Source organism: Pseudomonas pichavaramensis (genome assembly GCF_050473265.1).
Taxonomy (GTDB): domain Bacteria; phylum Pseudomonadota; class Gammaproteobacteria; order Pseudomonadales; family Pseudomonadaceae; genus Aquipseudomonas.
The window spans coordinates 115,368-139,812 of sequence record NZ_JBJKFJ010000006.1 but is presented as its reverse complement, the minus strand read 5'-3'; the positions used below and the strand labels follow the sequence as shown (position 1 = coordinate 139,812).

At 62.7% G+C, this 24,445-nt stretch carries 24 protein-coding genes; 16 read left to right on the top strand and 8 right to left on the bottom strand.

The annotated features are described in order from the left end of the window. Window positions 1–91: 91 nt before the first annotated feature. Both ACJRW5_RS11885 and ACJRW5_RS11880 read right to left on the bottom strand, forming a co-directional pair. A complete protein-coding gene (locus ACJRW5_RS11885; protein WP_484570714.1) occupies window positions 92–1,309 on the bottom strand; it encodes an argininosuccinate synthase in 1,218 nt (405 codons plus the stop codon). Window positions 1,310–1,475: 166 nt separating this feature from the next. Then, a complete protein-coding gene (locus ACJRW5_RS11880) occupies window positions 1,476–2,411 on the bottom strand; it encodes a flagellar protein MotY (RefSeq protein ID WP_484570713.1) in 936 nt (311 codons plus the stop codon). A 153-nt stretch (window positions 2,412–2,564) separates the two neighbouring features. Between ACJRW5_RS11880 and pyrC the strand changes: the two genes are divergently transcribed. From pyrC to ACJRW5_RS11865, 3 genes are all read left to right on the top strand, one after another. After that, window positions 2,565–3,611, top strand: coding sequence for a dihydroorotase (gene pyrC, locus ACJRW5_RS11875; protein ID WP_484570712.1), 1,047 nt, complete (start codon window positions 2,565–2,567; stop codon window positions 3,609–3,611). Then, on the top strand, window positions 3,608–4,282 hold the full coding sequence (gene rnt / locus ACJRW5_RS11870; protein WP_484570711.1) for a ribonuclease T: 675 nt from the start codon (window positions 3,608–3,610) through the stop codon (window positions 4,280–4,282). The genes pyrC and rnt overlap by 4 nt, the downstream gene beginning before the upstream one ends. A gap of 178 nt (window positions 4,283–4,460) precedes the next feature. Beyond that, a complete protein-coding gene (locus tag ACJRW5_RS11865; protein WP_484570710.1) occupies window positions 4,461–4,679 on the top strand; it encodes a bacterioferritin-associated ferredoxin in 219 nt (72 codons plus the stop codon). 117 nt (window positions 4,680–4,796) lie between these two features. Here the strand turns inward: ACJRW5_RS11865 and ACJRW5_RS11860 are convergent, their stop codons facing one another. Together ACJRW5_RS11860 and ACJRW5_RS11855 are read right to left on the bottom strand one after the other, a co-directional pair. Next, a complete protein-coding gene (locus ACJRW5_RS11860; RefSeq protein ID WP_484570709.1) occupies window positions 4,797–5,165 on the bottom strand; it encodes a DUF5064 family protein in 369 nt (122 codons plus the stop codon). A gap of 92 nt (window positions 5,166–5,257) precedes the next feature. Beyond that, window positions 5,258–5,575 (bottom strand): DUF2288 domain-containing protein, encoded by a 318-nt coding sequence (locus ACJRW5_RS11855; RefSeq protein ID WP_484570708.1) that lies wholly within the window; start codon window positions 5,573–5,575, stop codon window positions 5,258–5,260. 296 nt (window positions 5,576–5,871) lie between these two features. Here ACJRW5_RS11855 and ACJRW5_RS11850 point away from each other — a divergent pair, with 296 nt between their 5' ends. The 6 genes from ACJRW5_RS11850 to ACJRW5_RS11825 all read left to right on the top strand — a co-directional run bounded on the left by ACJRW5_RS11850 (window position 5,872) and on the right by ACJRW5_RS11825 (window position 12,437). Continuing rightward, window positions 5,872–6,993: a branched-chain amino acid ABC transporter substrate-binding protein gene (locus ACJRW5_RS11850; RefSeq protein WP_484570707.1), complete on the top strand. Its 1,122-nt coding sequence runs from the start codon at window positions 5,872–5,874 to the stop codon at window positions 6,991–6,993. Window positions 6,994–7,112: 119 nt separating this feature from the next. Continuing rightward, window positions 7,113–8,036, top strand: a complete 924-nt coding sequence (gene livH / locus ACJRW5_RS11845) for a high-affinity branched-chain amino acid ABC transporter permease LivH (RefSeq protein ID WP_484570706.1) — start codon at window positions 7,113–7,115, stop codon at window positions 8,034–8,036. Further along, window positions 8,033–9,292, top strand: coding sequence for a high-affinity branched-chain amino acid ABC transporter permease LivM (locus tag ACJRW5_RS11840; RefSeq protein WP_484570705.1), 1,260 nt, complete (start codon window positions 8,033–8,035; stop codon window positions 9,290–9,292). The genes livH and ACJRW5_RS11840 overlap by 4 nt, the downstream gene beginning before the upstream one ends. After that, window positions 9,289–10,056 carry a high-affinity branched-chain amino acid ABC transporter ATP-binding protein LivG gene (gene livG, locus ACJRW5_RS11835; protein ID WP_484570704.1) on the top strand — a complete coding sequence of 256 codons (768 nt, stop codon included), beginning with the start codon at window positions 9,289–9,291 and terminating at the stop codon, window positions 10,054–10,056. The genes ACJRW5_RS11840 and livG overlap by 4 nt, the downstream gene beginning before the upstream one ends. 3 nt (window positions 10,057–10,059) lie before the next feature. Beyond that, window positions 10,060–10,761, top strand: coding sequence for an ABC transporter ATP-binding protein (locus ACJRW5_RS11830; RefSeq protein WP_484570703.1), 702 nt, complete (start codon window positions 10,060–10,062; stop codon window positions 10,759–10,761). Window positions 10,762–11,576: 815 nt separating this feature from the next. Then, entirely contained in the window at window positions 11,577–12,437 is an 861-nt protein-coding gene (locus ACJRW5_RS11825; RefSeq protein ID WP_484570702.1) for a DUF6279 family lipoprotein, read from the top strand. 12 nt (window positions 12,438–12,449) lie between these two features. Here ACJRW5_RS11825 and ung read toward each other — a convergent pair whose 3' ends face one another. Then, complete coding sequence (gene ung / locus ACJRW5_RS11820; RefSeq protein WP_484570701.1) at window positions 12,450–13,139, bottom strand: uracil-DNA glycosylase; 690 nt, start codon at window positions 13,137–13,139, stop codon at window positions 12,450–12,452. Between the two features lie 120 nt (window positions 13,140–13,259). On the opposite strand from ung, the gene ACJRW5_RS11815 reads away from it, so the two are divergent. Continuing rightward, entirely contained in the window at window positions 13,260–14,090 is an 831-nt protein-coding gene (locus ACJRW5_RS11815; RefSeq protein WP_484570700.1) for an HDOD domain-containing protein, read from the top strand. A gap of 7 nt (window positions 14,091–14,097) precedes the next feature. On the opposite strand, the gene ACJRW5_RS11810 is transcribed toward ACJRW5_RS11815, so the two are convergent. Then, a complete protein-coding gene (locus tag ACJRW5_RS11810; protein ID WP_484570699.1) occupies window positions 14,098–14,979 on the bottom strand; it encodes an AraC family transcriptional regulator in 882 nt (293 codons plus the stop codon). A 124-nt stretch (window positions 14,980–15,103) separates the two neighbouring features. On the opposite strand from ACJRW5_RS11810, the gene ACJRW5_RS11805 reads away from it, so the two are divergent. From ACJRW5_RS11805 to mmsB, 6 genes are all read left to right on the top strand, one after another. Then, window positions 15,104–16,600: a CoA-acylating methylmalonate-semialdehyde dehydrogenase gene (locus ACJRW5_RS11805; protein ID WP_484570698.1), complete on the top strand. Its 1,497-nt coding sequence runs from the start codon at window positions 15,104–15,106 to the stop codon at window positions 16,598–16,600. Between the two features lie 98 nt (window positions 16,601–16,698). Continuing rightward, window positions 16,699–17,946 carry a substrate-binding protein gene (locus ACJRW5_RS11800; protein WP_484570697.1) on the top strand — a complete coding sequence of 416 codons (1,248 nt, stop codon included), beginning with the start codon at window positions 16,699–16,701 and terminating at the stop codon, window positions 17,944–17,946. Window positions 17,947–17,952: 6 nt separating this feature from the next. Beyond that, window positions 17,953–19,116 carry an isobutyryl-CoA dehydrogenase gene (locus ACJRW5_RS11795; protein ID WP_484570696.1) on the top strand — a complete coding sequence of 388 codons (1,164 nt, stop codon included), beginning with the start codon at window positions 17,953–17,955 and terminating at the stop codon, window positions 19,114–19,116. Window positions 19,117–19,169: 53 nt separating this feature from the next. Continuing rightward, a complete protein-coding gene (locus ACJRW5_RS11790) occupies window positions 19,170–19,988 on the top strand; it encodes an enoyl-CoA hydratase (protein WP_484570695.1) in 819 nt (272 codons plus the stop codon). Between the two features lie 99 nt (window positions 19,989–20,087). Further along, window positions 20,088–21,191, top strand: a complete 1,104-nt coding sequence (locus ACJRW5_RS11785; RefSeq protein WP_484570694.1) for an enoyl-CoA hydratase/isomerase family protein — start codon at window positions 20,088–20,090, stop codon at window positions 21,189–21,191. 77 nt (window positions 21,192–21,268) lie between these two features. Beyond that, a complete protein-coding gene (gene mmsB, locus ACJRW5_RS11780; protein WP_484570693.1) occupies window positions 21,269–22,153 on the top strand; it encodes a 3-hydroxyisobutyrate dehydrogenase in 885 nt (294 codons plus the stop codon). A gap of 115 nt (window positions 22,154–22,268) precedes the next feature. On the opposite strand, the gene ACJRW5_RS11775 is transcribed toward mmsB, so the two are convergent. Next, the gene (locus ACJRW5_RS11775) at window positions 22,269–22,514 is read right to left on the bottom strand and encodes a DUF1145 domain-containing protein (RefSeq protein WP_484570692.1); all 246 of its coding nucleotides are present in this window, start codon (window positions 22,512–22,514) and stop codon (window positions 22,269–22,271) included. A 124-nt stretch (window positions 22,515–22,638) separates the two neighbouring features. Continuing rightward, on the bottom strand, window positions 22,639–24,426 hold the full coding sequence (locus ACJRW5_RS11770) for an alkyl/aryl-sulfatase (protein WP_484570691.1): 1,788 nt from the start codon (window positions 24,424–24,426) through the stop codon (window positions 22,639–22,641). Window positions 24,427–24,445: the final 19 nt, after the last annotated feature.

Genomic DNA, 24,445 nt, shown 5'->3' with positions numbered 1-24,445 from the left:
GCTATTCTCCTCATCGGCCCGGTGTAGCCGGGCTCAGAATGACAAACCCCGGCGCGTGGCCGGGGTTATTTGACACGCTGCAAGCAGTCTATCAGAGCAGCTTGCGGCCCTTGCCAGCGGCGATGCGCATGCGCAGGGCGTTGAGCTTGATGAAGCCCGCTGCGTCCTGCTGGTTGTAGGCGCCGCCGTCTTCCTCGAAGGTCGCGATGTTGGCGTCGAACAACGACTCGTCGGACTTACGGCCGGTAACGATGACGTTGCCCTTGTACAGCTTCAGGCGTACCACACCGTTCACGTTGGCCTGAGAGGCGTCGATCATCTGTTGCAGCATCAGACGCTCCGGGCTCCACCAGAAACCGTTGTAGATCAGGCTGGCGTACTTCGGCATCAGCTCGTCTTTCAGGTGGGCGACTTCGCGGTCGAGGGTGATCGACTCGATGGCGCGGTGACCCTTAAGCATGATGGTGCCGCCGGGGGTTTCGTAGCAACCACGGGACTTCATACCGACGAAGCGGTTCTCGACGATATCCAGACGACCGATGCCGTTCTCGCCACCGATGCGGTTCAGCTCGGCCAGCACCTGCGCCGGAGTCATTTCCTTGCCGTCGATGGCGACGATGTCACCGCCGCGGTAGGTCAGCTCGATGTAAGTCGGCACGTCCGGCGCCGCTTCCGGCGACTTGGTCCAACGCCACATGTCTTCTTCGTGCTCGGTCCAGGTGTCTTCCAGCACGCCGCCCTCATAGGAGATGTGCAGCAGGTTGGCGTCCATGGAGTACGGCGACTTCTTCTTGCCGTGGCGCTCGATTGGGATGGCGTGCTTCTCGGCGTAGTCCATCAGCTTCTCGCGCGACAGCAAGTCCCACTCGCGCCACGGGGCGATGACTTTGACGCCCGGCTTCAGCGCATAGGCGCCCAGCTCGAAACGCACCTGGTCGTTACCCTTGCCGGTGGCGCCATGGGAGATGGCGTCAGCGCCGGTCTCGTTGGCGATTTCGATCAGGCGCTTGGCGATCAGCGGACGGGCGATGGAGGTACCCAGCAGGTACTCGCCTTCGTAGATGGTGTTGGCGCGGAACATCGGGTAGACGAAATCACGCACGAATTCTTCGCGCAGGTCGTCGATGTAGATTTCCTTGACGCCCAGGGCCTGAGCCTTGGCACGAGCCGGCTCGACCTCTTCGCCCTGGCCGAGGTCAGCGGTGAAGGTCACCACTTCACAGTTGTAGGTATCTTGCAGCCACTTGAGGATCACCGAGGTGTCCAGGCCACCGGAATAGGCCAGAACTACCTTTTTGACGTCCGCCATGCCATCACTCCACGGGTTGTACGGTAAAACCCGTGATTCTACTGGCCTCGCGGGGCAATTTACAGAGGCGCGACAGCTTGTGACGATGAGGCGACGAAGATATTCGTCATTTATCGCCGCAGATCACAGGCAGCCCCCGGCTCAGCGGCACTCGTGAGAGGATTTATCAGGAGGGCGTACTGCCGGGCGGGTCAGCCGGCGGCGTGGCCGGCGCGCTCTGTGGCGCTGTCTCAGGAACCGGCACGCGGTCCAGGCGCAGAGTGGCGCGGCGGTTCTTGGCGCGGTTGGCCTCGTTATTGTTCGGCACCAACGGATAGCGCTCGCCGTGGAAACGCACGGTAATCTGCTCAGCCGGAATACCGCCAGCTTTCAGATACTCCTGCACGGCCAGCGCACGCCGCCGGGAAAGGTCGCGATTGGTCAGGCGGTTACCGCTGTTGTCGGCGTGACCGTCGATCTGGAAGCTGTTGATGGTCGGATCGGCCTTGACGAAGTCGAGGATGATATCGAGCTTGGCCTTGGCCATCGGATCGAGATCGATTCCGCCGCCGGGAAAGCCGATCTGCGCCTGACGGATCTGATCGAAATTGACTGGTAGCAACTTCGCGGTGCAGGCCTGATAGTCGTCATAGGCCTGATGAAATTTCACCGGCAGCAAACGCACTTCCAGGCTTTCACTGCCATTGAGGGTGCGATGACGCACCACCGGGCTACGGCCTTCCAGCAAGCCGGTCAGCAGCCGCGCGCCCTGCTCCTGAGAGCTGTTGAACGGTACGTCGCCATTACCGATGCTGACCACTCCCAGGTTGATATCACTACGTCCCGGCTGCCAGGGTGCCGCTGCGGCCAACAGAACTGCGGAACCGTTGCCGAGCCAGCGCTCACGCGCCTTGAGGCGGAACGTCACCTGCTCACCCGCGCGGCGCACGAACTCACCACTGCCGAAGTTGCTGATCGGCTGACTCAGACGGCACTCGAACTGGTCGCCTTCGACTTTCCACTCCACCTTCTCCAGTCGAGTCTGGAAGCTGATGGCATGCGCCGGCAGACACAAAGGCATGCCAGCCAGCAGGCTGATCAGGATGAAATAGGGCGCACGCACGACAGGCTCCAGGGCGGTTCACAGCGTTCTCAGGTGATATCGGTCACACTCGCGGAAACTTGACCCCCTGCGTTCGATTGTCACGCTGGCGCGAGCGCGAACAGGCGCTTTTCAGTTACCATGCGGCCACGTTTTACCCGCCTGGAAGCCCCCATGTCCGACCGTCTGACTCTTCTGCGTCCCGATGACTGGCACATTCACCTGCGCGATGGCGCGGTGCTGCCACACACCGTCGGCGATGCCGCGCGCGCCTTCGGCCGCGCCATCATCATGCCCAACCTGGTTCCGCCGGTACGCAATGCCGAGGAAGCCGATGCCTACCGCCAGCGCATTCTCGCGGCGCGTCCGGCCGGCAGCCGTTTCGAGCCGCTGATGGTGCTCTACCTCACCGACAACACCCGTCCCGAGGATGTCCGCGCGGCCAAGGCCAGCGGCTTCGTGCACGCCGCCAAGCTGTACCCGGCCGGCGCCACCACCAACTCGGACTCGGGCGTGACCAGCATCGACAAGATCTTCCCGGTGCTCGAAGCCATGGCCGAGGTCGGCATGCTGCTCTTGGTGCACGGTGAAGTGACCCGCTCCGAGATCGACGTGTTCGACCGTGAGAAGACCTTTATCGACGAGCACCTGACCCGTGTGGTCGAGCGCTTCCCGAACCTGAAAGTGGTGTTCGAGCACATCACCACCCGTGACGCAGTGCAGTTCGTCGAGGCCGCCTCGGCCAACGTCGGCGCCACCATCACCGCCCACCACCTGCTGTACAACCGCAACCACATGCTGGTCGGCGGCATTCGTCCGCACTTCTATTGCCTGCCGATCCTCAAGCGCAACGTGCACCAGGAAGCCCTGCTCGATGCCGCCACCGGTGGCAACGCCAAGTTCTTCCTCGGTACCGACTCGGCGCCACACGCCAAGCATGCCAAGGAAGCGGCCTGCGGCTGCGCCGGCTGCTACACCGCGTATGCCGCCATCGAGCTGTATGCCGAGGCCTTCGAGCAACGTGGCGCACTGGACAAACTGGAAGCCTTCGCCAGCTTCCACGGCCCGGACTTCTACGGCATGCCGCGCAACAGCGACAGCATCACCCTGGTGCGTGAGGAGTGGACCGTCCCGGCCAGCCTGCCACTGGGCGATAGCAGCGTCGTGCCGCTGCGCGCTGGCGAAACCCTGCGCTGGAAACTGCTGGAGGCCCAGGCATGAGCGAAGACAACTACGACGACGAACTGGAAGCCAGCCTGCCGGCCGGGCCGCGCTCGCCGATGGCTGCGCGCTTTCGTGGCTACCTGCCGGTCGTGGTTGACGTGGAGACCGGCGGTTTCAACAGTGCCACCGACGCGCTGCTGGAGATCGCCGCCACCACCATCGCCATGGACGAGACGGGCTTCCTCTATCCGGATCACACGCACTTCTTCCGCATCGAGCCGTTCGAAGGCGCCAATATCGAACAGGCGGCGCTGGAGTTCACCGGCATCAAGCTCGATCACCCGCTGCGCATGGCCGTAAGCGAAGATCATGCGCTGGGGGAAATCTTCAAGGGCATTCGCAAGTCGATCAAATCGGCCGGCTGCAAACGCGCCATTCTGGTCGGGCACAACAGCAGCTTCGATCTCGGCTTTCTCAATGCCGCGGTCAACCGTTGCGGCATCAAGCGTAATCCGTTCCATCCGTTCTCCAGCTTCGACACCGCCACCCTGGCCGGCCTCGCCTACGGCCAGACCGTACTGGCCAAGGCCTGCCAGGCGGCCGGCATCGAGTTCGACGGCAAGGAGGCGCACTCGGCACGCTACGACACCGAGAAGACCGCCGAGCTGTTCTGCGGCATCGTCAATCGCTGGAAAGAGATGGGTGGCTGGGACGAGTTCGACCACTGATCCCTGCATCACCCGTCCATGAAAAGACCGGCGCATGCCGGTTTTTTCATGCCTGAACAATGTGCCACGCACACCGTTCGTCAGCGAATGCGAATAATCGCCGCCGACTTTTGACAAGCATTCTCATTAACATTAGTATCCGATTCATCGAACAGACCCACCAAGACGAGCCTTGCTTATGTACGTCTGCCTCTGTGAAGGTGTTACCGATACACAAATTCGCGACGCGGTTTACGAAGGCTGCTGCAGCTACCGTGAAGTCCGTGGCACGCTCGGCATTGCCAGCCAGTGCGGCAAATGCGCCTGCCTGGCCAAACAGGTGGTTCGTGAAACCATCGCCGAGGTGCAAAGCAGCCAGGCCACCCTCGCCTACCCGGCAGGCTTCGTCGCCGCCTGATACGCACGCCGTACACAAAAAACCGGATCTCAGAATCCGGTTTTTTTATGGCCAATCGTCACTGGCCATCTGCCTCGCCGACATGGACGACGAACAGATGCTTTATCGTCCGATGCGCTACAGGCCATCACGCTCCAGATGATCGAAGTTAACGGCATCGCCCGGCTTGGCGTGCAGCTTGGCGCGGATGTCCTCGAATATTTCATCGTATTCTTCGTGCTCGCGCATGATCGGGCTATGGTTGGGGTGCAGCCCATGCTTGCTGACCAGGCGAGAGATCACGCTGGCGAAATTGAACGCTGTATCGCGATGCATCTCGAAGACCTCCTCGAAGGCCTTGCCATCGATCTCGCCCACCAGGCGCCCGTGCAGCATTGCGCCTTCCTGGGCGTCCTGACGCACCTCATAGTAGAAGTCGATGCTGTAACCGGGTTGTCCATCCAGACTGGGCAAGTTACTGCGATGCAGGTGACCGGGTTCGAACATGGTTCCGCTCCTTTGACGTCGTGCTTCAATTGCCCTCTCAAGGAGAGCTCGGAGAGTCTAGACCGGCACCTACAGCCCTGCCGAGCACCATGTCAGTGCACGCTGGATTGCGCAGCCCTTTCCTGGACCAGCACCCAGGGGGCGACCACCACCGCCCAGAGTTGTGGGTCGCGCTTCAGCAGATTCTCGGCCTGAGTATCTTCGAGCTTGCTCAACAGCCCTTGGTTCATCCACTGAGCGACCTTGGCCTGGTCGTTCTCAGCCACGGCCTGTGCGATTGCCACCAGATCCTGACTGCCGTCGACCCACAGCAGCGCGCCCCGGGCAAAAAAAGGCTGCAACTCCTGCCAACTGATGGCCGCAGTCTCGCCGAGCAGCTTGGCATAGAGGGTGCTAGATTGTTCCGTCATGGTGTGCCCCGTTTCGATGGCGGTATGTGCAGGCGCGCATGATAACGTCGAGCGTTGCCCTGGCAACTGCGCGACGCTCGCCAGCCGACCCAGGCCACGCCGTTTTTCTATACATTCCTTGCAATTAAGCGACAACCCCGTGTTTCGCCTCCAGCTGCCGGCTTTTCAAGGCGCAAATCCGCGCTCTACACTGTTCCGGTACAGTTGCCGGAGGCATTACCGGGATCAAGCGACCCGGTTCTGCAGCTTCGGCCGCAAGAACTACAACAACAGAAGAACACAAGACTGGAGCATTCATGAACAAGGCTACTAAGCAGATTTCCAAACTGTTCGCAGCAATGGCGCTGGCGGGGGCGGCCAGCTATTCGATGGCAGCCGACACCATCAAGATCGGCCTGGCCGGTCCGGTGACCGGTGCTGTCGCACAGTATGGCGAGATGCAATTCATCGGCGCCAAGATGGCGATCGAGCAGATCAACAAGGCCGGCGGCGTGAATGGCGCTCAGCTCGAAGGCGTGGTCTACGACGACGCGTGCGATCCGAAGCAGGCCGTGGCCGTTGCCAACAAAATCGTCAACGACGAAGTCAAGTTCGTGGTTGGCCACCTGTGTTCCAGCTCCACTCAGCCGGCTTCCGACATCTACGAAGATGAAGGCATCCTGATGATCACCGCGGCTTCCACCAGCCCGGAAATCACCGCTCGTGGCTACGAGCTGGTCTTCCGCACCATCGGTCTGGACAGCCTGCAAGGCCCGACCGCCGGTAATTTCATCGCCGACCACATCAAGCCGAAAACCGTTGCCGTGATCCACGACAAGCAGCAGTACGGTGAAGGTATCGCCACCGCGGTCAAGCAGACCCTGGAAGGCAAAGGCGTGAAAGTCGCCATGTTCGAAGGCATCAACGCCGGCGACAAGGACTTCTCCGCCCTGATCGCCAAACTCAACCAGGCCGGTGTCGACTTCGTCTACTACGGCGGCTACCACCCGGAACTGGGCCTGCTGCTGCGCCAGACCAAAGAGCGCGGCCTGAACGTCAAGTTCATGGGTCCGGAAGGCGTGGGCAACAAGGAAATCTCGGCCATCGCCGGCCCGGCCTCCGAAGGCCTGCTGGTCACCCTGCCGAAGTCCTTCGATCAGGATCCGAAGAACCAGGCGCTGGTCGAAGCCTTCAAGGCCAAGAACGAAGACCCGAGCGGCCCGTTCGTGTTCCCGGCTTACGCTGCCGTTCAGGTCATCGCTGAAGGCATCGAGAAAGCTGGCGACACCGACACCGCCAAGGTAGCAGCAGCCCTGCGCTCCAACAGCTTCGACACCCCCACCGGCACCCTGGCCTTCGACGAGAAGGGCGATCTGAAGGACTTCAGCTTCGTGGTGTACGAATGGCACCAGGACGGTACCAAGTCCGAAGCCAAGTAAGCTTCCTGCCTGAACTCAAAGCCCACTGCGCCTCCCGCAGTGGGCTTTGTCTATTAGAAGAATTCCGGCATCGCGCTGCGCCACAAGCGCCGCTTTACGCGCTGCCCAGGAGTTAGGCTATGCCTGATCTTTATCACTATCTGCAACAGTTGCTCAATGGCCTGACCATTGGCAGCACCTATGCCCTGATCGCCATCGGCTACACCATGGTCTACGGCATCATCGGCATGATCAACTTCGCCCATGGCGAGGTTTACATGATTGGCGCGTACGTCGCCTTCATCGTCATCGCTGGTCTCTCCATGTTCGGTATCGAAGCCGTACCCGTGATCATGATCGGCGCCTTCATCGTCACCATGATCGTTACAAGTGCTTATGGCTACAGCATCGAACGGGTGGCCTACCGCCCCCTGCGCGGTGGCAACCGTCTGATTCCGCTGATCTCCGCGATCGGTATGTCGATCTTCCTGCAAAACGCCGTGCTGCTCTCGCAGGACTCCAAGGACAAGGCCATTCCCAGCCTGCTGCCCGGTAATTTCATCCTCGGTGAAAGCGCCACCAACGGCGTGGTCATCTCCTACATGCAGGTGCTGATCTTCATCGTCACTTTCGTCGCCATGATCGGCCTGACCCTGTTCATTTCCCGCTCGCGCCTGGGCCGTGCCTGCCGCGCCTGCGCCGAAGATCTGAAGATGGCCAACCTGCTGGGCATCAACACCAACAACATCATCGCCCTGACCTTCGTCATCGGCGCCGCGCTGGCGGCCATCGCCTCGGTGCTGCTGGGCATGCAATACGGCGTGATCAACCCGCACCTGGGCTTCCTCGCCGGTATCAAGGCCTTCACCGCAGCTGTGCTCGGCGGTATCGGCAGCATCCCTGGCGCCGTGCTCGGCGGCCTGCTGCTCGGCGTGGCTGAAGCCTTTGGCGCCGACATCTTTGGCGACCAATACAAGGACGTGGTGGCCTTCAGCCTGCTGGTCCTGGTACTCCTGTTCCGCCCCACCGGTATCCTCGGCCGCCCGGAGGTGGAAAAGGTATGACGCGCAATCTCAAATCCGCCGTTTTCGGCGCCCTGCTGGTCGTCATCCTGGCGTACCCGGTTCTTGGCCTGAAGCTCAGCACCGTCGGCATCAGCCTGCAAGTCGAAGGTGCCAACACCTTCGAACTGTGGTGCATCGCTATCGCAGCGACGCTGGTGTTCTTCTGGCAACTGCTGCGTGACCGCATCACTCCGGCTTGGGCCAATCGCCCCAGCCTGGCAGGTCGTACTGGCGAGCTGGGCAATTTCCTCACCCTGCCGTCCACCCAGCGCTGGATCATCCTGGCCATGCTGGTGGTCGCCCTGGTCTGGCCGTTCTTCGCCAGCCGCGGTGCGGTGGACATCGCCACGCTGATCCTGATCTACGTGATGCTTGGCCTGGGCCTGAACATCGTGGTCGGCCTCGCCGGCCTGCTCGATCTCGGCTACGTCGGTTTCTACGCGGTCGGTGCCTACAGTTACGCGATTCTCTCGCACTACTTCGGCCTGAGCTTCTGGATGTGCCTGCCGATCGCCGGCATGATGGCCGCGCTGTTCGGCTTCCTGCTCGGTTTCCCGGTGCTGCGCCTGCGCGGCGACTACCTGGCCATCGTCACCCTGGGCTTCGGCGAGATCATCCGCATCCTGCTGCGTAACCTCACCGACCTGACTGGTGGCCCGAATGGCCTGAGCATCGCCAACGAGAACAAGCCGACCCTGTTCGGTCTGTCCTTCGAGCGTCGTGTGCCGGCCGACATGCCCACCTTCCACGGCTACTTCGAGATCGCCTACAACTCGCAGTACAAGGTGATTTTCCTCTACCTGATCGCCCTGCTGCTGGTGTTGCTGACCCTGTTCCTGGTCAACCGCCTGCTGCGCATGCCGATCGGTCGCGCCTGGGAAGCCCTGCGCGAGGACGAGATCGCCTGCCGCGCGCTGGGCCTGAACCCCACCGTGATCAAGCTCTCGGCCTTCACCATCGGCGCCAGCCTGGCCGGTTTCGCCGGTAGCTTCTTCGCCGCCCGTCAGGGTCTGGTGACACCGGAATCCTTCACCTTCATCGAGTCGGCGATGATCCTCGCCATCGTGGTGCTCGGCGGCATGGGCTCGCAACTCGGCGTGATACTCGCGGCCATCGTCATGGTGATGCTGCAGGAAATGCGCGAGCTGAGTGAGTACCGCATGCTGATCTTCGGCCTGGTCATGATCTTCATGATGATCTGGCGCCCGCAAGGCCTGCTGCCGATGCAACGTCCCCACCTGGAGCTGAAGCGATGAGCCGCACGATTCTCGAAGTAAGCGGCCTGACCATGCGTTTCGGCGGCCTGCTGGCCGTCAACGGAGTGGGCCTGAACGTCAAGGAAAAGCAGGTGGTCTCGATGATCGGCCCGAACGGCGCCGGCAAGACCACCGTATTCAACTGCCTGACCGGCTTCTACCAGCCAAGCTCGGGCAGCATCCGTCTCAACGGCGAAGCCATCGAAGGCCTGCCGGGCCACAAGATCGCCCGTAAAGGCGTAGTGCGGACCTTCCAGAACGTGCGTCTGTTCAAGGACATGACCGCAGTGGAAAACCTGCTGATCGCCCAGCACCGCCACCTCAACACCAGCTACCTGGCGGGCCTGTTCAAGACGCCGGGCTTTCGTCGCAGCGAACGTGAAGCCATGGACTTCGCCGGCTACTGGCTGGAGAAGGTCAATCTCGTGGACTTCGCCAACCGCGAAGCCGGCACCCTGGCCTACGGTCAGCAACGCCGTCTGGAGATCGCCCGCTGCATGATGACCCGACCGAGCATCCTCATGCTCGACGAGCCGGCAGCAGGCCTCAACCCGCGCGAAACCGAAGACCTGAAAGAGCTGATCGGCGTGCTGCGTGACGAGCACAATGTCACCGTGCTGCTGATCGAGCACGACATGAAGCTGGTGATGAGCATTTCCGACCACATTTACGTGATCAACCAGGGCACTCCCCTGGCCGACGGCACGCCGGACGAAATCCGCAACAACCCGGACGTGATCAAAGCCTATCTGGGGGAGGCGTAATCCATGCTCAGTTTCAACAACGTCTCCACCTTCTACGGCAAGATCCAGGCCCTGCACGATGTCAGCATCGATGTGCAGGCCGGCGAGATCGTCACCCTGATCGGCGCCAACGGTGCCGGCAAGTCCACCCTGCTGATGACCCTGTGCGGCAACCCGCGCGCCACCAGCGGCAGCATCCGTTACATGGGTGAAGAGCTGGTGGGCATGGACACCCCGCAGATCATGCGCAAGAGCATCGCCGTGGTACCGGAAGGCCGCCGCGTGTTCGCCCGCCTGACCGTCGAGGAAAACCTGGCCATGGGTGGCTTCTTCGGCAACAAGGCGGACAACCAGGAGCAACTGGACAAGGTGCTGCACCTGTTCCCGCGCCTCAAGGAACGCTTCGCCCAGCGCGCCGGCACCATGAGCGGCGGCGAACAGCAGATGCTCGCCATCGGCCGTGCGCTGATGAGCAAGCCCAAACTCCTGCTGCTCGACGAGCCGTCGCTGGGTCTGGCGCCGATCATCATCCAGCAGATCTTCGACATCATCGAGCAACTGCGTGAAGACGGTGTGACCGTGTTCCTGGTCGAGCAGAACGCCAACCAGGCGCTGAAGCTGGCCGACCGTGGCTATGTGCTGGAGAACGGCCATATCGTCATGCAAGGCAGCGGCGAAGACCTGCTCAACGATCCGAAGGTACGTGACGCCTATCTCGGCGGCTAAGCGCTAGCGGCACCATCGAAACCGCCCTTCGGGGCGGTTTTTTATTGGTTATTCGAATTTGGATGCATTTGACACTGGGCTGGAAAGTTTGTGTGTTCTTTTGCGCTATTTACATCGGGCAAAGATCATTGGCGTGTCGATCTTTCGTCTTGGTTTCGCCCCTCACGGGCGAGTCACTTGATTCGCTACGCTCACCCTTCGGGCCAGCCTACGGCTGTTACTCCGCTACGCTCAACCCCTTACGCGGCGATTCCACTCAGCCTCCTAAAGGGGATTTGGGCGTCGTCTGTAACATCGCAGTTGAAAAGCAAAGGCCAGACGCCGCCAATTCCAACTCAGCGAAGATTACGCAAGCTCGCGACCTGGTCCCCTTCAGGAGGCCGAGTGGAGGTGTTGCGTAGGGGAGCGAGCCGCATGGATGCGGCGAGAGGCTTAATGGGCCAGGGATGGCCCATGTAAGCCGGCCCCCGGAGCAGCACCGGAGTGAGGGAAGTTTCGCGTAGCGAAACCCGGATGTCGGGGTGCCCTTCTTTGGCAAACCTTTCTTGGGAAAGCAAGAAAGGTGTGGCGCCCGTAAGGGGCGCAACCCAAACGCTCAGCAAACGCTGTAATGGATAATGCCAAGCCCGTGAGCAATACGCACACAAACTTACCAGTCCAGTATCAACCTGCACTTTCACAATCCATGCAAAAAAATCCCTTTTGCCCGCGATCCAAACCTCACATCACCGAAGTCATAAGCGGATATTTCCGCCATCTTGCGTCAGATTCAACGAGTATTAGTCTCAACAACTCTACCCTGACGAACTCCGCTCATGCGCACCCCCCTTCTTCTGTTGCTCGCCCTTACCGTCCTGCTTGCGGCGTGTAGCCGTGTCGGCCTGGCCTACCGCAACCTGGACTGGATCATTCCCTGGAAGCTGGGCGATTACGTCGAGCTCAATAGTGAACAGGCCGCCTGGCTAGAGCCCAGAGTGCAGCAGCACCTCAACTGGCACTGCAGCGTGGAACTGCCGCGCTATCTCGACTGGCTGCAACACAGCCAGCAGGCGCTGGCCAACCGTGACAGCCAGTTGATGGTCGAGCAACTGAACGGCTTCGAGCAGGCGATGCAGCGCATCGCCGTAGAGATCACCCCCAGCACCATCGAATTGTTACGCGGACTCAATCCGCTGCAGGTCGAGCGTCTGTATGCCGAGCTGGACGAGCAGAACCAGGAACTTCGCGAGAAGCTTCTCGAACCGCCACTGGATGAACAGATCGGCCTGCGCGACGAGCGCATGACGGAGCGTCTGCAGCCCTGGTTCGGCAACCTCAACCCGGAACAGCGTGAGCGGGTGAAGAACTGGGCGCGGGAGCTGGGTGCGCAGAATCAAGTCTGGTTGGACAACCGCCTGGCCTGGCAGCAAGCGTTACGCGATGCGCTGGAAACACGCCGAGGTGACGATTTCGCCCAACGCGTTACCGCCCTGCTGCAGCACCGCGAACGTTTCTACACTGAGGCCTACCAGGCCAGCTACCAGACGAACCGCCAGGCCATGGCCGAGATGCTCGTCGATATCGTCGCAGTAGCCGATGCCAAGCAGTTACAACGCGCCAGCGAACGTCTGGAGGCGCTGCGTGCCGACCTGGCCGCCCAGCAATGCAGCCGCGACGAGACGCTGGCCAGACGCTAAGGCCCGCTGATTTCAGAGCGCTGGCACGCGCCAGTCGATCGGACTCATGCCGTTCTGGCCGAGGAACTGGTTGCAGCGACTGAAATGACCGTTACCAATGAAACCGCGATGCGCGGACAGGGGCGACGGATGCGGCGAGCGCAGCACCAGATGTTTGGTCGGATCGATCAAACGCTGCTTGCTCTGCGCGTGGCTGCCCCAGAGCAGGAAGACCAGCTTGGGCTGATGCTCGCTGACCACCTCGATGACGCGATCGGTGAAATGCTGCCAGCCTTTGCCGGCATGGGACCCTGCATTGGCACGTTCCACAGTCAGCGACGTGTTGAGCAGCAGCACCCCCTGATCAGCCCAGCTCTGCAGATAGCCGTGCGCCGGGATGTCGATATTCAGGTCGCGCTTGAGCTCCTTGTAGATGTTCACCAGCGATGGCGGTGTCTGCACGCCCGGCTGTACCGAAAAGCACAGACCATGCGCCTGCCCCGGCCCGTGGTAGGGATCCTGGCCGATGATCACCACCTTGACCTGCTCCAGCGGCGTGGAATTGAGCGCATTGAAGATCAGCGGGCCCGGCGGGTAGATCTCCTTGCCGGCCGCCTTTTCCGCTCGCAGAAACTCGCCCAGTTCTTTCATGTAGGGCTTGTCGAACTCATCGCGCAGCGCTTCTTTCCAGCTGGCGTCGAGTTTGATGCGGTCATCGGTCATGCGTTTTTCCTGCCTGAATCTTCACAAGTGCAGGCACGCTAGAGAAGGGGCCTGGGCAAGTCAAGAAAGACGATTGCGGCAGGGCTCGCGATGCTTTGCTAGCCTTCGAGCATAGCCACCGTGAACGAATTCGAATCGATGCCGACTACTACCGATACCTTGCGCCTGGCGATACTCAACCGTTTTCTCAAGGGCGAAGCCAAGATACCGCAGATGCCGGAGGCTGCCGTTCGTATCCGCAAGCTGCTGGATGACCCACGGACCTCGCAAGAGCAACTGGCTCGCGTGATCAATGGCGACCCGCCACTGGCGGCCTACCTGATGCAGTTCTCCGCAGCGCCACTGCTGCGTGGTAACCGCCCCTGTACCTCGCTGCGTGACCTGCTCGGTCGCCTTGGCACACGCCAGTTGGCCGACCTGGTGCTGGGTTTCAGCCTCCAGCACCTGTTCACCAGCCAGGATGCCGCGCTTCAGCAGGCCTTCCGTGCACGCTGGCGCAACGCCCGTGAGCGTGCAGCCTACTGCGCGGTACTGGCGCAGAGTGTTGGCTTCTCCATGGATGACGCCATGCTGGGCGGGTTATTGCAGGATATCGGCAGCCTGCCGCTGCTATCGGAGCTGGAGCACTGGCCGCAACTGCCGCGCGACAGCGACACACTGAACGACCTGTGCGAGCAACTCTCCGGCAACATCGGCGCGCTGATCCTGACGCGCTGGCAATTACCATCCGCCGTAATCGAGTGCGCTCGACTCTACGGTCAGTGGCAGCGTGAACATGAACACAACGCCGACCTGGCCGACCTGGTGCTGCTGGCCAGTGCCCTGCAGTCGGGCATTAACCCGGACGAGCCGTTGCCGGCCCAGGTGAAACTGGAACTGGAGCGTCCGCTGGATGAGCTACGCGCAGAACTGGCCGACGGGCTGAAGCTGTGGAAGCGCCTGCTCGCCTGACCCCAGCCTAGCCCTGATGCAGCGCCCGGTAGTGACTGGGCGCCATGCCCACCACCTTGCGAAACAGCCGCGAGAAGTAATAGGCGTCGTCATAGCCCAATTGCTCGGCTACCTGGCGCACCTCGATATCGCCACGGTCGAGCAGGCGGCAGGCCAGGGCCATCTTCAGCTGGATGAAATCCTGGATCGGCGCATGGCCAGTCAGGGCCCGATAGGTCTTGGCGAAATGAAAGCGCGAGAGGCGGAAATGCTCGGCCAGCTCATCGAGGTTGAGGCTGCCGTGCAGGTGCTGACGCATCACCGCATGCACCGCCTCGATATCCAGTACCCGCCCCGACTTGAGATTGACCCGCGCCGGCACCACCGCCAGCGAACTGAGCATCGCCTGCAGCCGATGCGCCGCATGAATGAATGGCAGCGCGTTCAATCCTTGCCGCTGCAGCCCGAGCAGCGCCTCGAAATCGCCCAACAGGCGTGGCTGGACGCCGATACGGCGCAACGGCTGATTCCCCAGCAGGTTCAGAAAGTCCTGGCTGAGCGCCCCGTCGAAGTGCACCCAGTAGATGGTCCAAGGGGCGTCCGCGTCGGCGCCGTAGGCATGTGCGGCGTTCCTGGGCAGCAACAGCAGATCGCCAGCACCGACCTCGAATCGTCCATCCTCGCTGCGAAGCCAGCCTTTGCCCGAGCGGCAGTAGATCAGCAAGTGATCCTCCGGCTGCTCACGACTCATACGGTGTCCCACCGCATCGGGATAGAAACCTATGGCCAGCGGATAGCAGCCAGCGCTCAGCGGATGCCGTGCCAGCATGCGGCGCAGACGTGGCGGCGTGATAAAGCGCTGCCCGCCCAGCGGTAACGGCCAGTTGGAGGTTTCCACGCGCAAGCCCATGCGGAGCGTATCCCGAAGCAATTAACGAATCCCAAGATCGTCCATCCATCGACCAAGATCGTCAATCCACAAGGCCGTTTTCAGCCGCTATAAAAGACGCAGACAAGAACAACAGGAGGCGAAAATGCCCCAGACCCTGCCGCAACTGATCGACGGCCAATGGCGCGCCAGCCAGGCTCACGATCTGATCGAAGTCACCGACCCGACCACCCAGGCAGTGATCGCCCTGGTGCCCAAGGCCACGACCGAGGAAATTGAGACAGCGGTAGCCGGCGCACAGCAGGCCTTCCTTGCCTGGCGTGAAGTCCCGGTCTCGGAGCGAGCCCGCCTGATGTTGCGCTACCAGCATCTGCTCAAGGAGCATCACGACGAACTGGCGGAGATCCTCGCGCGGGAAACCGGCAAGACCTTCGCCGATGCCAAGGGCGACGTATGGCGTGGCATCGAAGTGGCCGAGCACGCCGCCAACATCGCCAGCCTGATGATGGGCGAGACAGTGGAGAACGTCGCCCGCGAGATCGACACCGCCAGCTGGATCCAGCCGCTGGGCGTGTGCGTCGGCATCACCCCGTTCAACTTCCCGGCGATGATTCCCCTGTGGATGTTCCCGCTGGCCATTGCCTGCGGCAATACCTTCATTCTCAAACCCTCGGAACAGGACCCGATGACGCCCAATCGCCTGGCCGCGCTGTTTATCGAGGCCGGTGCGCCGGCCGGCCTGCTGCAGGTGCTGCATGGCGGGCGCGAACAGGTCGACGCCCTGCTGGTGCATCCACAGGTGCGTGCAGTGTCCTTCGTCGGTTCGGTGACGGTGGGCCAGCACGTCTATCGCACCGGCACCCAGCACCTGAAGCGCGTACAGGCCTTTGCCGGGGCGAAGAACCATATGGTGATCATGCCGGACGCACCGAAGGATCAAGTGATCAGCAACCTGCTCGGCGCCAGCTGTGGGGCCGCCGGCCAGCGTTGCATGGCAATCAGCGTCGCCGTGTTCGTCGGCGAGTCGAATCAGTGGATCGACGAACTGGCCGGACAGATGGCTGAACTGCGCCCCGGTCACTGGCAGGACAGCGGAGCCGCCTACGGCCCGCTGATCAGTCCGCAGGCCCGCCAGCGTGTGCTGCGCCTGATCGAGGAAGGCAAGGCCGAAGGCGCCGAATGCCTGCTCGACGGCTCGCAGTGCGCGGTCGACGGCTACCCGGACGGCAACTGGGTCGGCCCGACCCTGTTTCGCGGCGTGACCGCGAAAATGAGCCTGTACCGCGAAGAAATCTTCGGCCCGGTGCTGGTATGCATGGAGGTAGGCAGCCTCGAAGAGGCCATCGAACTGGTCAACGCCAGCCCCTACGGCAACGGCACCAGCCTGTTCACCCGTTCCGGCGGCGCCGCGCGGCATTTCCAGCACGCCGTGGAGGTCGGCCAGGTGGGCATCAACGTGCCGATCCCGGTACCGCTACCGTTCTTTTCCTTCACCGGTTGGAAGGGTTCGTTCTATGGCGACCTGCACGCCTACGGCAAACAGGCGGTGCGCTTCTACACCGAGACCAAGACGGTAACCAGTCGCTGGTTCGACGACGCTGCACTGGGGGACGGACCAAACATGACCATTTCCCTGAAATGAGAACTAGATAACAAGTACTTAGACCAATAGACGATCACCCGAACTGGACAAGCGGCGTAAAAGGGTTCTCAGCAGAACAAAAACAAGGAGAACTGCAAATGCGCCAACTGTCTGCCATTCTGGCCCTGTGGGCCGCTGTCACCGCCTGTGCACAGGCTGCCGAGCCAATCACCCTGGGGCTCAACTACCCGCGCACCGGACCATACAAGGAGGAGGGATTGGCGCAAATGCGTGGAGCCCTGCTGGCCATCGACGAGCTGAACGCCCAGGGCGGTGTGCTGGGCAGGCCATTGCGCCTGTCCAGCAAGGACACCGCTTCACGCCCGGCCAAGGCGGTGAGGAACGTCGACAAGCTGGCTGCCGACGGTGCGGCGATGCTCTTCGGCGGCTCCTCCAGCGCCGTGGCCATCGCGGCCGGCAAGCGCGCCAGGGATCACGGTCTGCTGTATTTCGGCACCCTGACCTACTCCAACGACACCACCGGCAAGGATGCTCATCGCTACATGTTCCGCGAGTGCAACAACGCCTGGATGAGCGCCCAGGTGCTTGGCCAGTACCTGAGCAAGACCTTGCCGGACAAACGCTATTTCTACGTCACCTCCGACTACACCTGGGGTCACACCACCGAGGCCTCGCTGCGTCAGGCCACTGCCAGCGAAAACGCCGGCCAGCACGCGGGCGTTCGCGTGCCCTTCCCCGGCGCCCGTCTGGCCGACTACCAGGACGCTCTGACCCAGGCGGCCTCCAGCAATGCCGAGGTGCTGGCGCTGGTACTGTTCGGTGAAGACCTGGTGCGCGCCATGCGCATCGCCAAGGATCTCGGGCTGACCGAGCGCATGCAGATCATCGCGCCCAACCTGACCCAGAGCATGGTCGAACAGGCCGGGCCGGACCTGATGCAGGGCGTGATCGGTACCGAGCCCTGGACCTGGCGCGTTCCGGCGCTGGAGAAGTCGGCACGCGGCGAAGCCTTCGTGCAGTCCTTCAAGACCCGCTACGAGATGTACCCGTCCAGCTCCGCCGCCTCGGCCTACAGCATCGTCCAACAATGGGCCGATGCCGTAAAACGTGCCAACAGCCTGGACAGCGAGGTGCTGATCAAGGCACTCGAGGGCCACCGCTATAGCCTGCTGAAGGACGAGCAGCAATGGCGCGCCTTCGACCATCAGAACCTGCAGACCGTCTATGCGGTACGGGTCAAACCCCGCGAGGAAGTGCTCAAGGACCCGCTGAAACAGGACTACTTCGAAATCGTCGACCGCCTCGACGCCAACACGGCGCTGCCCAGCCTCGCCGACTGGCAGGCCGAACGGCGCGCCGGCGGCCAACCCCTGACCTTGCAATGAGCTGCCATGGACTTCGAACTCAGTGATGAACAACGTCTGCTGACCGCCAGTGCCCGCGCCTTCGCCGCGCGGGAACTGGCGCCCAACGCCGCCGACTGGGACCGCGACCACCACTTCCCGGTCGAGGTGATCCGCCGCGCTGCCGAACAGGGTTATCTGGCCCTGTACATCGCCGAGGAAGACGGCGGCCTGGGGCTGTCACGCCTGTCCAGCGCACTGATCTTCGAACAACTGGCGGCCGGCTGCGTCGCCACCACCGCCTACCTGAGCATCCACAACATGGCCACCTGGATGCTCGCCAGCTTCGCTGACCAGGCACTGAAGGACACCTGGCTACCCGGACTGATCAATGGTCAGTCGCTGGCCTCCTACTGCCTGACCGAGCCGGACGCCGGCTCTGACGCTGCCAACCTGCGCACCCGGGCACGGCGCGAGGGCGACGACTACGTGATCGACGGCAGCAAAAGCTTCATCTCCGGAGCCGGGAGCACCGATGTGCTGATCGTCATGGCGCGCACCGGTGAGGCCGGCGCCAAGGGCATCTCCTGTTTTCTCGTGCCGGCCGATACACCGGGTGTGCGCTACGGCCGCAACGAGGACAAGATGGGATGGCGGGCACAGCCGACCCGCACCATCACCTTCGAAGGCGCGCGCATCCCCGCCAGCCAGCGTATCGGCCCGGAGGGCGAAGGCTTCGTCTACGCCATGAAAGGTCTCGATGGTGGTCGCATCAACATTGCAAGCTGTTCGCTTGGCGCCGCCCAGGCCGCGCTTGAGCAAAGCCTGCGCTACGTCGAGGAACGCAAGCAATTCGGCAAGGCACTGAGCGAGTTCCAGGCGCTGCAGTTCAAACTGGCCGACATGCTCACCGACCTGACCGCCAGCCGACAGATGGTACGCCTGGCCGCGCACAAGCTCGATCATGACCATGCTGAAGCCAGCCTCTATTGCGCCATGGCCAAGCGTTTCGCCACCGATCACTGCTTCGCCGTGTGCAACGAGGCGCTGCAACTCCATGGTGGTTACGGCTATCTCAATGACTATCCACTGGAACGCTGGGTGCGCGACGCCCGCGTACACCAGATACTGGAGGGCACCAACGAGATCATGCGGGTGATCATCGCCCGCCGCCTGCTCTTGCAGGGCGGCATGCTCGAGCGCCTGCTGTAGCTTTTTAATCCCCTCTCTCCCTGGAAGAGGGGAGCATCATTACGAGGATCGTTATGAGCACTGCCATCGAAACCTACAAATCCGGCATCTTCGACCTGACCCACAAGCTCACCGTGGAAAAGCACGGTCATACCGCACTGATCACCATCAACCACCCGCCAGCCAACACCTGGGACCGTGATTCGCTGATCGGCCTCAAGCAGGTGGTCGAGCACCTCAACCGCGACGACGAAGTCTACGCCCTGGTGGTGACCGGCCAGGGGGCGAAGTTCTTCTCCGCTGGGGCCGATCTGAACATGTTCGCCGATGGCGACAAGGCTCGCGCCCGCGAAATGGCCAGGCGCTTCGGCGAAGCCTTCGAGACCCTGCGTGATTTCCGCGGTGTGTCCATCGCCGCGATCAACGGCTACGCCATGGGCGGCGGCCTGGAGTGTGCGTTGGCCTGTGATATCCGCATCGCCGAGCGCCAGGCGCTGATGGCTTTGCCAGAGGCCACCGTGGGCCTGCTACCCTGCGCGGGCGGCACCCAGGCGCTGCCCTGGCTGGTGGGCGAAGGCTGGGCCAAACGCATGATCCTCTGTGGCGAACGCATCGATGCCGACACCGCCCTGCGTATCGGCCTGGTCGAGCAGGTGGTCGATAGCGGCGAAGCACGCGGCACCGCCCTACTCTTGGCTTCCAAGGTGGCGCGGCAAAGCCCGGTGGCGGTGCGCACCATCAAGCCGCTGATCCAGGGCGCCCGCGAACGCGGCTCGAACACCTGGCTACCCGAAGAGCGCGAACGCTTCGTCGACCTGTTCGACGCCGACGACACTCGCGAAGGCGTCAACGCCTTCCTGGAAAAGCGCGACCCGCAGTGGCGCAACAAATAACCGCATAACCAGTTCGTAGGGTGGATGTCGCCATTTACATCCACCACAACCCACACGGTGGATGGATAAAGCGTCATCCACCCTAAGCGGGAAAGCCTCATGAACCTGCAATTCGAAGAACGCCCCAGCCTGCACGGCTATCGCATCGGCATCGCCAGCCTAGACGCCGAGAAAAGCCTCAACGCACTGTCGCTGCCGATGATCGAGGCACTCGACGCTCGCCTGAAAGCCTGGGCCGAAGACCCGGGCATCGCCTGCGTGCTGCTGCGTGGCAACGGCCCCAAGGCCTTCTGTGCCGGTGGCGACGTGGTCCAGCTGGTCCAGCAATGCCGTGAACACCCTGGCGAGGTGCCCCCTCTGGCACGACGCTTCTTCGCTGACGAATACCGCCTCGACTACCACATCCACACCTTCCCCAAGCCCTTCATCTGCTGGGCCCACGGCCATGTGCTGGGCGGCGGCATGGGCCTGATGCAGGGTGCCGGCATTCGTATCGTCACGCCGAGCAGCCGCCTCGGCATGCCGGAAATCAACATCGGTCTGTATCCGGATGTCGGCGGCAGCTGGTTCCTCGCCCGCCTGCCCGGCAGGCTCGGCCTGTTCCTTGGTCTCACCGCTGCCAGCATCAACGCCCGCGATGCACTGGACCTGAACCTGGCCGACCGCTTCCTGCGTGATGACCAGCAAGACGCCTTGCTCGACGGTCTGGTGCAAATGAACTGGCGCGAGCAGCCGCACGTACAACTGCACAGCCTGCTGCGTGCATTGGAAAGCGAGGCCTCCAGCGAGCTGCCGGCGCCCCAATGGCTGCCTCGTCGCGAGCGTATCGATACCCTGTTCGATGTCGCCGACCTGCCTACGGCAGTCCAGGCAATGGTCGCCCTGCAGCAGGATGACGACGCCCTGCTAGCCCGCGCCGCCAAAACCCTGGCTGGCGGCTGCCCGCTGACCGCGCACCTGGTCTGGGAGCAAATCCGCCGCGCCCGTCACCAGTCCTTGGCCGAGGTATTCCGTATGGAATACGCCATGAGCCTCAACTGCTGCCGTCACCCTGAGTTTGCCGAAGGCGTACGCGCCCGCCTGATCGACAAGGATCACACCCCGCACTGGCACTGGCCGGACGTCGCGAACATTCCCGCAGCCGTGGTCGACGCGCACTTCGCCCCGGCCTGGGATGGCGAACATCCATTGGCCAATCTGTAGCCAGAAATACCCGTAGCCCGGATGCAATCCGGGCTACACATCTGCCCCGCTCAACCACAACAACAAGGAGCGCCAACATGACCCAGATCGCCTTTATCGGCCTTGGCCATATGGGCCTACCCATGGCTCGCAACCTGCTCAAGGCCGGCTATCCGCTGAACGTCTTCGACCTGGTACGCAGCGCCGTCGACACGCTGGCCAGCGAAGGTGCCGTGGCGGCCGATAGCGCCGCCGACGCCATCGATCAGGCAAAGGTGGTGATCAGCATGCTGCCGGCCAGCCGTCATGTGGAAGGCTTGTACCTGGGCGACGACGGCCTGCTTGCGCTGCTGCCCGTCGGCACACTGGTGATCGAGTGCTCGACCATCGCCCCGGAGTCTGCACGCAAGGTGCATGCAGCTGCGCGCGAGCGTGGCATCGAGCTGCTCGATGCACCGGTGTCTGGCGGTACCGCAGGTGCAGCAGCCGGCACCCTGACCTTCATGGTCGGCGGTGCCGCCGAGGCCCTGGAAAAGGCCCGGCCGCTGCTCGCGGTCATGGGCAAGAACATCTTCCACGCCGGGCCGGAGGGTGCCGGCCAGGTCGCCAAGGTGTGCAACAATCAGGTGCTGGCGGTGCAGATGATCGCCACTGCCGAAGCCATGGCCATGGGCGTGGCCAACGGCCTGGCCCCCGCAGTGCTGGCCGAGATCATGCGCCAGAGCTCAGGCGGCAACTGGACGCTGGAGAAGTACAACCCTTGGCCTGGGGTGATGGAAAACGCGCCGGCGTCGAAAGGCTACAGCGGCGGATTCATGGCCGAACTGATGGCCAAGGATCTCGGCCTGGCCCAGGAAACCGCCAGCCACAGCGGCAACAGCACACCGATGGGCGCCCTGGCCCTGCAGCTCTACCGCCTGCTGCTCAAACAGGGCAAGGGCAAGCAGGATTTTTCGGTGGTACAGCAGTTGTTCGTGCAATAGCGCCTTAATCGCCCGTAGGGTGCGCTGTGCGCACCAAGGCGTTTGCCGATAGAGCTGGTGCGCATGGCGCACCCTACGGGTGCCGTCCCCCATCGTGGGATGCGCCCATCGGCATTCAGCGTAGCGTCTGCAGATGCAGCAGACCGAACAGCAGCACCTGCAGGCGCTGCCACCACAACAGCGGTAGACCCCGCAGGCGCGCGCGGAACAGCAGCATCTCGGCAACGTGCGCCAGCAGCACCGCCAGCGCCAGCCAGTTGACCCAACCGCCCAGCGGCGCGGCGAAGGGATAGAGCAGGTTGAGCAGCGCCACCAGCCAGAACACGGCCAGGGCGCCCTTGGCGAAGGACAGCAGGTTCATCGTCAGTCTCCGAATGGATGAACCCGAAGTGTGCCGGGCCTGACGCCGTCCGAACGCCCCTCTTTCGACTGGCGTGGCCCTGCTCCTGCGGTGATTCGCCGGGGCATGGCAGCAGCCAGATCGGCTAGCGCAAGGTCAGCCCGAAGGCTTCGTCGGTGAAGTCGAAACAGCTGAGAAAGCGGCGGATATCCAGCAGATTGCCATCGACCTGTACATCACCCAGCAGCGCGCCCTTGACCAGGCCACCCTCGCCGGTCAGCAGGGTGTCCATGAAGCTCTTGTCCATCGACAGGCGCAGGCCGGTGCCCTCGGGAATGCCCTTGTGCAACTGCGCGACGCCACGCCGTACTTCCAACGCCCACTGCTCTCCGACATCAGGGAAGCTGAAGCCCAGGGTCATCTCCACATCGCCGGCCTTGTCCGGGTCGATGCGGGTCACCCAGTTCTGCAGGAAGCTCTGCGGGGTGAAGCTGCGCACCATGTCCGGCGAGAGGAATACCTTGCGCATCTCAATCGAACGCTGGCTGATCTCATCGCCGTCGAGCTTGCCCTCCAGCTCCATGGCGCTCATCAGGTACCAGTTGCGCCAGTTGATGTTCATGCTGGCGTAGCCCAGCTTGCGGAAGCTGCGCGCCTTGATATCGCGCGCCAGCTGGTCATCGTGATCGACACGGATGGCGTAGCCGGCCAGCTCGGCGGCCCACTGGTAATCACCCTTGAGGTAGGCGTTGCCGGCCTCCAGCAGCAGCTTCTCACGCCCGCCCAGCATGGCGATCAGGCGCTCGGCCTTCTGCCGTGGCGGCGTCGGGTCGAGGTCCACCGGATCGCCCTGGAACCAGCCCAGGTAGCCGTTGTAGATCTGCCGCACGCTGTGCTTCACCGTGCCGTAATACTCACGCAGGTAGGGCGTGTAGCCCGCCAGGTGTGGTGGCAGCTTGACCTTTTCCACCAGTTCGTCCGGGGTCAGCCCCTTGTTCATCCAGCGTACGGTCTGGTCATGGATGTAGGCGATACCGTCGCGGGTCATGCGCAGCACTTCCTCCACCGCGTCCTGACCGCTGACCGGGCGACCATGCAGCGGCACCATGTAGTCGGCCCGGTAGGCACGCAGCTTGTCCAGGCTGTCGACCCACTGCACCGGATCACGGAACTTGGTGCCACGCAAGGTGTGGATGTTCGGCAGCGTCGGCCCCTGGTCCACCTCAGCGCTGATCAGCACGCGATTGGCCGGCAGGTAGAGGACGATCTCGTCCGGCGCCTCGCTGGGGACATGCAGGAACTGCACGTCGAGCCCGGCGATGCGGGTGTCGAGCTTGTCCGCGAAGGTCACCGTCGGGGCAATGAAGGTGGAAGGCTCCGGGGTGACCAGCGGGCCGATGCCGCCGTTCATGTCCTGCTCGTCCTGCGCCTCGAGGAAGGAGCCGAAGCTGTAGGCCGAGCGTACGCCGAGAATCGGCCCGACCAGCGCCCCCTGAGCCACCACGTTGCCCAGCAGGGTGTCGTGGGCGTAGATCTGCACGTCGCCGGACTCGACCTGCTCGCGCGTGACGAACGCCTGCACGCCGTTGATATGGTCCGGATGGAAGTGGGTGTAGACCACCGCCTTCACCGGCTTGTCGGTGATCTTGCGGAACTCGGCCATGATCTTGCGCGACTCGCTGACCGACTCGCCGGTGTCGACGATGATCAGCCCCTCCGGCGCCTCGATCATCACCACGTTGCCGAGCTGCCAGCCCACGGCGGAGTAGACGTTGTCGGCGACGCGGTAGATCTGCTGGGCGAAGACCTTGGTGTGGGCCGCCAGCTCGGCATTGATGCTGGGTTCGATGCGCTCGGCCGGCAGCTCGGCGTAGGTGCTCAAGGGCAGGGAGGCGGCCAGCAGCAGGCCGCTCAAGCGAAAGAATGTGCTCATGGCGATGGACGTCTTGTTG

Excerpts from the sequence above, each read along its gene's own strand:
- ACJRW5_RS11885 (WP_484570714.1), bottom strand. The coding sequence starts at position 1,309 with ATGGCGGACGTCAAAAAGGTAGTTCTGGCCTATTCCGGTGGCCTGGAC.
- pyrC (WP_484570712.1), top strand. The coding sequence starts at position 2,565 with ATGTCCGACCGTCTGACTCTTCTGCGTCCCGATGACTGGCACATTCAC.
- rnt (WP_484570711.1), top strand. The coding sequence starts at position 3,608 with ATGAGCGAAGACAACTACGACGACGAACTGGAAGCCAGCCTGCCGGCC.
- ACJRW5_RS11865 (WP_484570710.1), top strand. The coding sequence starts at position 4,461 with ATGTACGTCTGCCTCTGTGAAGGTGTTACCGATACACAAATTCGCGAC.
- ACJRW5_RS11860 (WP_484570709.1), bottom strand. The coding sequence starts at position 5,165 with ATGTTCGAACCCGGTCACCTGCATCGCAGTAACTTGCCCAGTCTGGAT.
- ACJRW5_RS11855 (WP_484570708.1), bottom strand. The coding sequence starts at position 5,575 with ATGACGGAACAATCTAGCACCCTCTATGCCAAGCTGCTCGGCGAGACT.
- ACJRW5_RS11850 (WP_484570707.1), top strand. The coding sequence starts at position 5,872 with ATGAACAAGGCTACTAAGCAGATTTCCAAACTGTTCGCAGCAATGGCG.
- livH (WP_484570706.1), top strand. The coding sequence starts at position 7,113 with ATGCCTGATCTTTATCACTATCTGCAACAGTTGCTCAATGGCCTGACC.
- ACJRW5_RS11840 (WP_484570705.1), top strand. The coding sequence starts at position 8,033 with ATGACGCGCAATCTCAAATCCGCCGTTTTCGGCGCCCTGCTGGTCGTC.
- livG (WP_484570704.1), top strand. The coding sequence starts at position 9,289 with ATGAGCCGCACGATTCTCGAAGTAAGCGGCCTGACCATGCGTTTCGGC.
- ACJRW5_RS11830 (WP_484570703.1), top strand. The coding sequence starts at position 10,060 with ATGCTCAGTTTCAACAACGTCTCCACCTTCTACGGCAAGATCCAGGCC.
- ACJRW5_RS11825 (WP_484570702.1), top strand. The coding sequence starts at position 11,577 with ATGCGCACCCCCCTTCTTCTGTTGCTCGCCCTTACCGTCCTGCTTGCG.
- ung (WP_484570701.1), bottom strand. The coding sequence starts at position 13,139 with ATGACCGATGACCGCATCAAACTCGACGCCAGCTGGAAAGAAGCGCTG.
- ACJRW5_RS11810 (WP_484570699.1), bottom strand. The coding sequence starts at position 14,979 with ATGGGCTTGCGCGTGGAAACCTCCAACTGGCCGTTACCGCTGGGCGGG.
- ACJRW5_RS11805 (WP_484570698.1), top strand. The coding sequence starts at position 15,104 with ATGCCCCAGACCCTGCCGCAACTGATCGACGGCCAATGGCGCGCCAGC.
- ACJRW5_RS11800 (WP_484570697.1), top strand. The coding sequence starts at position 16,699 with ATGCGCCAACTGTCTGCCATTCTGGCCCTGTGGGCCGCTGTCACCGCC.
- ACJRW5_RS11795 (WP_484570696.1), top strand. The coding sequence starts at position 17,953 with ATGGACTTCGAACTCAGTGATGAACAACGTCTGCTGACCGCCAGTGCC.
- ACJRW5_RS11790 (WP_484570695.1), top strand. The coding sequence starts at position 19,170 with ATGAGCACTGCCATCGAAACCTACAAATCCGGCATCTTCGACCTGACC.
- ACJRW5_RS11785 (WP_484570694.1), top strand. The coding sequence starts at position 20,088 with ATGAACCTGCAATTCGAAGAACGCCCCAGCCTGCACGGCTATCGCATC.
- mmsB (WP_484570693.1), top strand. The coding sequence starts at position 21,269 with ATGACCCAGATCGCCTTTATCGGCCTTGGCCATATGGGCCTACCCATG.
- ACJRW5_RS11775 (WP_484570692.1), bottom strand. The coding sequence starts at position 22,514 with ATGAACCTGCTGTCCTTCGCCAAGGGCGCCCTGGCCGTGTTCTGGCTG.
- ACJRW5_RS11770 (WP_484570691.1), bottom strand. The coding sequence starts at position 24,426 with ATGAGCACATTCTTTCGCTTGAGCGGCCTGCTGCTGGCCGCCTCCCTG.